8 protein-coding genes are annotated in these 8,618 nt (G+C 69.2%); all 8 read left to right on the forward strand.

From position 1 onward, the window contains the following. Positions 1-14 precede the first annotated feature (14 nt). On the forward strand, positions 15-824 hold the full coding sequence (locus ACFVJS_RS02525) for a cyclase family protein (RefSeq protein WP_378877141.1): 810 nt from the start codon (positions 15-17) through the stop codon (positions 822-824). Then, the gene (locus ACFVJS_RS02530; protein ID WP_378877143.1) at positions 824-2,467 is read left to right on the forward strand and encodes a thiamine pyrophosphate-binding protein; all 1,644 of its coding nucleotides are present in this window, start codon (positions 824-826) and stop codon (positions 2,465-2,467) included. Before ACFVJS_RS02525 ends, ACFVJS_RS02530 begins: the two co-directional genes overlap by 1 nt. Before the next feature lie 24 nt (positions 2,468-2,491). Further along, positions 2,492-3,370, forward strand: coding sequence for an ABC transporter permease (locus ACFVJS_RS02535; RefSeq protein ID WP_378877145.1), 879 nt, complete (start codon positions 2,492-2,494; stop codon positions 3,368-3,370). Beyond that, the gene (locus ACFVJS_RS02540; protein ID WP_378877147.1) at positions 3,367-4,182 is read left to right on the forward strand and encodes an ABC transporter permease; all 816 of its coding nucleotides are present in this window, start codon (positions 3,367-3,369) and stop codon (positions 4,180-4,182) included. Before ACFVJS_RS02535 ends, ACFVJS_RS02540 begins: the two co-directional genes overlap by 4 nt. A gap of 19 nt (positions 4,183-4,201) precedes the next feature. After that, complete coding sequence (locus ACFVJS_RS02545) at positions 4,202-5,005, forward strand: ABC transporter ATP-binding protein (RefSeq protein WP_378877150.1); 804 nt, start codon at positions 4,202-4,204, stop codon at positions 5,003-5,005. Positions 5,006-5,093: 88 nt separating this feature from the next. After that, positions 5,094-6,053: an ABC transporter substrate-binding protein gene (locus ACFVJS_RS02550; RefSeq protein WP_378877152.1), complete on the forward strand. Its 960-nt coding sequence runs from the start codon at positions 5,094-5,096 to the stop codon at positions 6,051-6,053. 88 nt (positions 6,054-6,141) lie between these two features. Beyond that, positions 6,142-7,296, forward strand: a complete 1,155-nt coding sequence (locus ACFVJS_RS02555; protein ID WP_378877155.1) for a thiolase family protein — start codon at positions 6,142-6,144, stop codon at positions 7,294-7,296. Next, positions 7,293-8,618 (forward strand): AMP-binding protein (locus ACFVJS_RS02560; RefSeq protein ID WP_378877157.1); only part of this gene is annotated, 1,326 nt, incomplete at its 3' end. The genes ACFVJS_RS02555 and ACFVJS_RS02560, both read left to right, overlap by 4 nt.

An 8,618-nucleotide genomic window follows, 5' to 3' on the forward strand; every position in this document is an offset into this window, starting at 1 on the left:
AGCACGATGCTCGCATGCACCTCTCGTCTACCCCGGCCCGCACGCCGTCGGATCTGGCCAGTGCCGTCGCCTCGGGCGCCGTCACGGTCGTGGATCTGACCGCCAAGCTTTCAGCCTCGACACCCGTACTGCCTCTGCCCGAGGGTATGGCCCCGATCCCGCGCTTCGAGCTGGAGGAGCTGGCGAAGTACGACGAGCGGGGCGAGACCTCCTACCAGAACGGCATCCACACCGGCGAGCACGTCGGCACCCACTTCGACGCGCCGTGCCACTGGGTGACCGGCGTCGACCACGGCGACGTCTCTCAGGTGCCGGTGGAGCGGCTCGTCGGGCCGGCCATGGTCATCGACAAGACCGCCGAGGTCGCGGAGAACGCGGACTACCTGCTCACCGTCGAGGACGTCGAGGCATGGCAGAGGCAGCACGGACGGCTCCCGGAGGGCTGGCTTCTCTACCGCACCGGATGGGCCGCCCGCTCCCACGACCAGGAGCTCTTCCTCAACGCTGACCACGAGGGCCCGCACACGCCAGGCGTGACCCCGGAATGCGCGAAGTGGCTTGCCGAGGAGACCGACATCATCGGGTTCGGCGTCGAGACCGTGGGCACCGACGCCGGGCAGGCGTTCGCCTTCGAGCCGGCCTTCCCTGTGCACACCTATCTCCTCGGCGCCGGCAAGTACGGCATCACCCAGCTGCAGAACCTCGCGCTCCTCCCGACGACAGGCGCACTGATCGTGGTCGCTCCCCTCCCGATCGTGGGCGGTTCGGGCAGTCCTGCACGCGTCCTGGCGATGGTCCCGGCTGCAGGCCAGGAGGTGAACTGATGCTGGTACGTGATGCGATCGGCGAGGTGCTCGCCGATCTGGGCGTCCGGGCCGTGTTCGGCGTGGTCGGCAGCGGAAACTTCCACTTCACCAACGCGCTCGTAGCGCGTGGGGCACGGTTTGTCCCGGCCCGGCACGAGGGCGGCGCTGCCACCATGGCTGACGCCTACGCCCGGATGTCCGGCGAGGTCGCGGTGCTGTCGCTGCACCAGGGGTGCGGCTACACCAACGCGCTCACCGGCATCGTCGAGGCGGCGAAGAGCAGGACGCCTTTGCTCGTGCTGACCGCCGAGGCGACGGAGCCCACCTCGAACTTCTTCATCGATCAGGCTGGCATGGCCGAGGGTGCCGGGGCGCTCGCGATGCGTGTCCGCTCGCCGCAGACCGCCCTGGTCGACGTCGCCCGTGCCTTCGCGGCCTGCCTGCATCAGCAGCGCACCGTCGTACTGAACGTGCCGATCGATGTGCAGGACATGGAGCTGCCCGATGATGCGGACCGACGCACGTTCGACACCGTGGGACTTCCGCAACCGGCGCCCAAGGACGTGGCCCGGTTCGTCGAGCTGATCCGGTCCGCGCAGCGACCGGTGTTCGTGGCCGGGCGTGGTGGCCGAACAGAGGGCGCGAAGGAAGCGCTTCAAGAGCTCGCGGCCGCGTCAGGGGCTCTGCTGGCCACGTCCGCCGTCGCGCGCGGCCTGTTCAACGAGGACCCGTGGGGCATCGACGTCTCCGGCGGGTTCAGCTCGCCGCTCACCGCCGAGCTCGTCGCCGACGCCGACCTCGTGGTCGGGTTCGGCTGCGCGCTGAACATGTGGACGATGCGGCACGGCAAGCTCATCGGTGACGGGGCCAAGGTCGTCCAGGTCGATCTCGACCCACAGGCGATCGGCCGGAACCGCGACGTGGACCTGGGACTGTGGGGCGGCGTCGCCGAGACAGCTCGGGCGACGACCGCTGCCCTTCGTGCTGCACAGCCCAGTGATCGCACCGGCTACCGGACGACGGCGGTCGGCGACCGGATCCGTTCGTCCTTGCGCTGGAACCAGGTCGATTTCATGGATCAGTCGGGCGACGGGCGGATCGACCCGCGGACCCTCTCGCTGGAGCTCAACCGTCTCCTCCCGAGCGAACGGATCGTCTCGGTCGACTCCGGGAACTTCCTGGGCTATCCAAGCATGTACCTCGACGTTCCGGACGAGTTCGGCTTCTGCTTCACCCAGGCGTTCCAGTCCGTCGGGCTGGGGCTTGCGACGGGCCTGGGGGCCGCACTCGCGCAACCCGGTCGGCTCCCGGTCGTGGGCGTCGGTGACGGCGGGTTCCTGATGGGCATCACCGAGCTCGAGACGGCGGTCCGACTCGAGATCCCACTACTCGTGGTGATCTACAACGACGCGATGTACGGCGCCGAGGTGCACCACTTCGGGTTCGACGGTCCTTCCCTGGACACCGTCGTCTTCCCCGACAGCGACCTCGCCCGGATCGCACGCGGATACGGGTGCGAGGCGATCACGGTCCGGGAGACCGCGGACCTCGCTCCCGTCAAGGACTGGCTGTCGTCAGAGTCGACCCGGCCGATGGTCATCGACGCCAAGGTGCTCTCCCGCGAGGGCTCGTGGTGGTTGCAAGAGGCGTTCGGCCACTGAGCCGGCGCGAGGTCTGGAGGACACATGGAGAGCAGTAGGCCCGCGGTGCTGACCGCGACCGAGAGCATCAGCCCGATACCGCCCCCTGGCGAGGCCCGGGCTCGTATCGAGTCACCCCGAGGTGATCGCGCAGGCGAACGCACGGTCGTCGCCCTTCGCGGGGTAGCAGGAGTGCTCTGTTTCCTCGCCCTGTGGGAGCTGGTGGCGCGGTACGACCTGCTCCCGCGCGACGTGCTGCCCCCGGCGTCGACGACGCTGGTGCACGCCGCGCAGCTCCTCGGTGACCGATCGTTCCTCGGCCAGATCGGTTCGACCCTGTGGGCTGCTCTGGTCGGGTACGTCCTGGCCCTGGTCGTCGCCGTACCGACCGGGCTGGTGCTGGGCCTTTCCGATCGGTTGCACGCGGCCACCGCGACCGTGGTCGAGCTGGTCCGACCGCTCCCGCCTGTCGGCCTCGTACCCCTTCTGGTCCTGGTGGTCGGTCAGGGGATCGAGATGAAGGCAGCGGTCGTCGCCATCGGCTGCGTCTGGCCGTTGCTCATCAACACGATCCACGGGGTGCACTCCACCGACGGCACCGCGAAAGCCACCGCACGCTCGTTCGGCTGGTCGCGGCGAACGGTCGCCATCCGTGTCGTCTGGCCATCGGCGGTTCCGTCGGTGCTCACCGGTGTCAGGATCACCGTCTCCGTCGCGCTCATCCTCTGCGTCGGTGCGGAGTTCATCGGCGGGAGCCGCGACGGGCTCGGGAGCTGGCTGCTCCAGCAGAGCATGCTCCCCGGCGGCATGGACACCGTCTGTGCCGGCGTGGTCGTGGCGGGAGCTCTCGGTCTCCTCGTCAACGGTGTCGTGACCGTACTCGAGCGCCGCTTTGCGGCCTGGGCAAACCGGGAGGACTCATGAGCAACACCGTGCAGCCGAACGAGCGCATGCTACGGATCGCAGTCGGTTGGTGTGGCGCGCTCCTGCTGCTGGTCGCGTGGCAGCTGTCCACGGCCGGCTCCGACTCGATGTTCTTCCCCACCCCGCTGGAGATCTTCGACGACCTTTGGGAGCGGTGGTTCTCCGACGGGCTCGCCGGCGGGATCCTGACGGACGCCTTCTTCGTCGACGTCACCCCGAGCCTGCAGCGCCTGCTGATCGGGCTGCTGGTCGCCTGGACGGTGGGGATCTCGCTCGGAGTTCTCCTCGGCCGGATCCCCGCCGTCGCGCACACGGTCGAGCCGATCCTGCACTTCATGCGGGCGATGCCGGGCCCGGTGCTGCTCCCGCTGGCGCTCGTCCTGGTCGGGACCGGCACGACGATGCGGGTCTCTCTGATCGCGTTCGGGGCAGTGTGGCCGGTCCTCTTCAACACCTACAGCGCCGTACGACGGGTGCCCGAGGGCTACCTGGAGACGGCACGCACGGCCAGGGTCTCTCGGCTCCGGATCTTGTTCCAGGTGATCCTGCCGGCGGCCAGCACGGGCATCTTCGCCGGCATCCGGGTCTCCACATCGCTCGGCATCATCTTGCTCATCGCCTCAGAGCTGGTCGCCGCCTCGGACGGCATCGGGTTCGGCCTGACGCAGGCCCAACGTTCCTTCCAGCTGCTTCCCATGTGGTCGTTCATCGTCGCTCTGTCGCTGCTCGGCTACCTGTCCAACCTCGTCTTGAGCGGGATCGAGTCCGGCGTACTGCGCTGGCACCGACTCCTGATGGCAGTCCAGGACTGACCGCCCCGAAAGGATGCAGATGACAACCACGCTTCTGGAGGTCGAAGACCTCCGACACACCTACCGCACCCGCCAAGGCGACCAGACGGTCCTCGACGGGATCAACTTCGACGTCCAGCGCGGCGAGTTCGTCTCGATCGTGGGCCCCTCCGGCTGCGGCAAGACCACGCTGCTGCGTACGCTGTCGGGCCTGCTCCGCCCCACCGGCGGAACGATCACCCTGTCCGGGAACGTCATCACAGGCGTACCCAAGGGGCTCGCCATGGTCTTCCAGGACTACCGGGCGTCGCTCTTCCCGTGGCGACGCGTCGGCGCGAACGTGGAGTTCCCGCTGCTGGGACGGGTGTCCAAGGCCGAGCGCCGGGCGCGGACCCTCGAGTCGCTGAGCGCGGTTGGTCTGGCGGACGCGGCCGACAAGTACGCCTGGCAGCTCTCCGGCGGCATGCAGCAGCGTGTCGCGATCGCCAGGGCGCTCGCCATGCGGCCCGAGCTCCTCCTGATGGACGAGCCGTTCGCCTCCGTCGACGCGCAGACCCGCTCCGATCTCGAAGACCTCCTGCTCCGCGTCCGCGAGCAGTTCGACATGACGATCCTCTTCGTCACCCACGACGTGGACGAAAGCGTCTACCTCAGCACTCGGGTGCTGTCACTCAGCAAGGCGCCGACCGTCAAGACGGCCGACGTCCCGGTCCCGCTCTCCTTCCCGCGGGACCAGATCCACACCCGAGAAAACCCGTCGTTCGTGGAGACCAGAAGCGAGGTGGCCCGACTGATCCGGCAGGCGAGCCCCGGTGGGCTGGCCACTGCGGCCGGCGCTCATTGAGGACATCGGGCTCACCCCCACGGGCCCGACCTCCGGACACATGTCCGTCTCCACCGCGAGCGATGAAGCAACTCCAAGGAGAACACAGATGAACCTGCGTACCCCACGAAGACTCGGCGCGTTCGTGCTCACGCTCCTGCTCGTCAGCGCCACCGGTGCCTGCGGCAGCGACGATGCACAGTCGGCGTCTGCCGCCGACAGCAGGAAGGTAACGCTCTCGATCCCTCCGGTCGGCGACTCGCTGCCGGTGTACGAGGCGATCAGCAAGGGCTACTTCGCCGACGAGGGTCTCGACGTCGAACTCACCCCGGCCGCGAACGGCGCCACCACGATCAACGCCCTGGTCTCGGGCAGCACCGACCTGGCCCTGGTCTCCTATCCGTCCTTGATCACCGCACACTCCTCCGACCTGCCAGTCACCATCGCCGCACCGGCGATCGCGGGAACCGACGCGTACGCGTCCGGTCTCTACGTGCTGGAGGACTCCGACATCAAGGAACCGGCCGACATGGTCGGCAAGAAGATGGCGACACCGTCCCTCGGCTCCGTCGGCGACATCTGGTTCCGAGGGGTGCTGCTGCAGGAGGGCCTCGACCCCGACAGCGTCACCTACATCGAGATTCCGCAGGCCAACATGGCCGCCGCGCTCGAAGCCGGTGACGTGGACGGCATCTTCCAGACCGAGCCCACCCTCAGCGCGACCGAGGCGAACCTGGACGTCCGGCCGATCGGCTTCCAGAACGGACCCCAGGGCCTCTTCGCGACGTCCGACAAGCTGATGAAGGAACGGCCCGAGGTCGTGACGAAGTTCCGGACCGCCCTCGCCAAGGCGGTCACGGACATCGAGGCCGATCCGCAAGGAGTCGCCAAGACGACGATGCCCGAGCACACCGAGATGACTCCGGAGGTCGCTGCCAAGATGCGACTCCCCGAGTACCAGGTCGACTACGACGCCGACGGCGTCCAGAAGGTCATCGACCTGATGGTCGAGGTGGGTCTGCTCGAGGACTCCTTCGACGCGAGCGAGCTCTACCAGGACGCCAGCTGAGCATCATCCCTCGGCTCAGCTGACCACCAACGACCCAACCACCAGCGCGGGCCGTGCCGCCATCGGGGCGGCCCGCCGGAGGAGATCTATGACTGACCACACTCGCGACCACGTCGCCATCGTCGGCGCCGGGGAGTCTCCCTACACCCGCCATCCCGCCGCCGGCACCACCACCGCCGGAGTGCTCGGTGACGCCGTCGTCCGTGCACTGTGCGATGCCGGCCTTGAGCCCGGCGACGTCGACGGACTGGGTGTCGCCAGCTTCACGCTGGGCCCCGACCACGCGATCGACCTCGCCTGGCGCTTGGGCCTCCACCTGCGCTGGATCATGCAGGACACGAACGGTGGCGCGAGTGCCGGCGGAATGCTCCAGCACGCGGTGCGGGCCGTCGAGGCCGGAGACGCCTCGGTGATCGTGCTCGTCGCCGGCGACGCCATGGACAACGCGGCGCACGAGCGGCTGGTCAAGGCCTACAACCAGGCGACCGTCGACCACCTGGCCGGTCTTCCGATGACCGGGCCGAACGCGCTGTTCGCGATGCTGACGCAGCGGCAGATGACCGCGTGGCAGCTGGACCGCAAGGACTACGGCAGCCTCGTGACGGCCCAGCGTGCCTGGGCCGGGCTGAACCCGGGAGCCGTGTATCGCGCTCCCATGACCATCGGCGAATACCTCGAGGCGCCACTGGTCGCGGGCCCGCTGGGCCGTTTCGACTGCGTCCCCCCGGTCACCGGCGCCGACGCCATCGTCGTCACCTCTGAGGACCGCGCCACCGGTCGCCGCGCACGGGTGCTGGCGGTCACCGCCGCCTACAACGACGACGACCAGGCCGGCGACGGGATCCGGACGGCGGTCGCGGCCTGTGCTCCTGCCGCGTGGGAGCGCGCGGGTGTCGCCCCGACGGACGCCGACGTGATCAGCGTGTACGACGACTACCCCGCGATGGTGCTCTCGCAGCTCGTCGACCTCGGGGTGACCGACCCCGGGGCGGTCAAGGCGGTCGTCGCCGAGCAGATCGCCACCCGGCGTCTTCCGGTCAACACCTCCGGCGGCCAGCTCTCCGCCGGGCAGGCCGGCGCCGGAGGAGGCATGCACGGGATGGTGGAGGTGGTCCAGCAACTGCGCGGGCGAGCCTCCGGTCGGCAGGTCGAGTCCCGGATCGGTGTCGTGACCGGCTACGGCATGGTGCTCTACCGGCACGGATCCTGCGGAAACGTCGCGGTGCTGGAGGCGGTCGCATGAGCCTCGTCGTCCAACGCTGCGCCGGCTGCGGCCGTGACTACTTCCCCCACCGGATCCTGTGCCCGACGTGCGGCACGGCAGATTTCAAGGACATGCCCGTCGAGCGAGGCCGCGTCATGGCGTCCACGCGCACTGGCGACGGATCGACGCTGCTCACCGTCGAGTGCTCGCCCGACCTGCAGGTCGTCGCCCGTCTGCTCGGAGACGACGCCATCCTCGAGCTCGGCCAAGAGCTACCGCTCACCACGTCGCTCCTCACGCCCGGGCCCGCGGCGTACGTTCCGGACCCCACCACAGTGGAGATCGACCCGCGCCGGCTACCGAGCGATACGCCACTGGGTGAATGCACCATCCCGGGGATGCTGCTGGCCCGGGCGTCGCTGACGCCCGAGGCGCCCCTGCTCGTGTGCGGCGACGTCCGGCGCACCGCCGCCGAGATGGTCGAGGCGGTGGCACGCGCCGCCGGAGCACTCGCGGAGCGCGGCGTCTCGCCCGGAGAACGGGTCGCCTTCCTCGCCTCCAACCGGGTGGAGCTTCTCGACCTGGTGCTCGGCGCGGCATGGCTGGGCGCCGTCGCGGTCCCCATCAACACCGCCGCCCGCGGAAGCCAGCTGCACCACATCTTGGCCAACTCCGGCGCGCGGCTGCTGGTGGTCGAGGCCGAGATCCAACCTCACGTCGACGATCTCCCGGAACTGCCTGACCTGCAGGCGAGGTGGGTCCTGGGTGAGCAGACCGCAGTCATGGGTACTCCCGTACCGGCCGCCGAGGTCGCGCCTGGCGACCCTGCCGCGATCCTCTACACGTCGGGTACGACGGGCGTCTCCAAGGGTGTCGTCTGTCCCCACGCGCAGTTCTGGTGGTGGGGTTGCAACGTCAGCGAGCAGATCGGCATCCGCTCCGACGACGTGCTCCACACCTGCCTTCCGCTGTTCCACACCAACGCCCTCAACGCATTCAGCCAGGCCGTGGTCAGCGGTGCGACGTACGTCCTCGGTGGCCGCTTCTCGGCCTCCCGGTTCTGGTCGCAGATGGTGGACAGCGGCGCCACGGTGACCTACCTCCTCGGCGCCATGGTGGGCATCCTCGACAGCCGGCCACCGTCGGACCTCGATCGTGCTCACCGGGTGCGGATGGCGTTGTCGCCGGCAACCCCCGGCCGGCTCCTGGCGCCGTTCCGCGAGCGCTTCGGCGTCGCACTGCTCGATGGCTACGGATCGACCGAGACGAACGCGGTCGTGGCCACGCGGCCTGGGGAGGAGCGGCCGGGTCCGGCGGCTGCCGACCTTCATCCCGTCCATCGGCTGAACCGGGGTCGCGGG

Origin of the sequence: Nocardioides sp. NPDC057772 (assembly GCF_042798075.1) — a bacterium.
Taxonomy (GTDB): Bacteria; Actinomycetota; Actinomycetes; order Propionibacteriales; family Nocardioidaceae; genus Nocardioides.

What these genes read in the sequence shown, in the direction of transcription:
- ACFVJS_RS02525 (WP_378877141.1), top strand. Translation starts at nt 15, where the DNA reads ATGCACCTCTCGTCTACCCCGGCCCGCACGCCGTCGGATCTGGCCAGT.
- ACFVJS_RS02530 (WP_378877143.1), top strand. Translation starts at nt 824, where the DNA reads ATGCTGGTACGTGATGCGATCGGCGAGGTGCTCGCCGATCTGGGCGTC.
- ACFVJS_RS02535 (WP_378877145.1), top strand. Translation starts at nt 2,492, where the DNA reads ATGGAGAGCAGTAGGCCCGCGGTGCTGACCGCGACCGAGAGCATCAGC.
- ACFVJS_RS02540 (WP_378877147.1), top strand. Translation starts at nt 3,367, where the DNA reads ATGAGCAACACCGTGCAGCCGAACGAGCGCATGCTACGGATCGCAGTC.
- ACFVJS_RS02545 (WP_378877150.1), top strand. Translation starts at nt 4,202, where the DNA reads ATGACAACCACGCTTCTGGAGGTCGAAGACCTCCGACACACCTACCGC.
- ACFVJS_RS02550 (WP_378877152.1), top strand. Translation starts at nt 5,094, where the DNA reads ATGAACCTGCGTACCCCACGAAGACTCGGCGCGTTCGTGCTCACGCTC.
- ACFVJS_RS02555 (WP_378877155.1), top strand. Translation starts at nt 6,142, where the DNA reads ATGACTGACCACACTCGCGACCACGTCGCCATCGTCGGCGCCGGGGAG.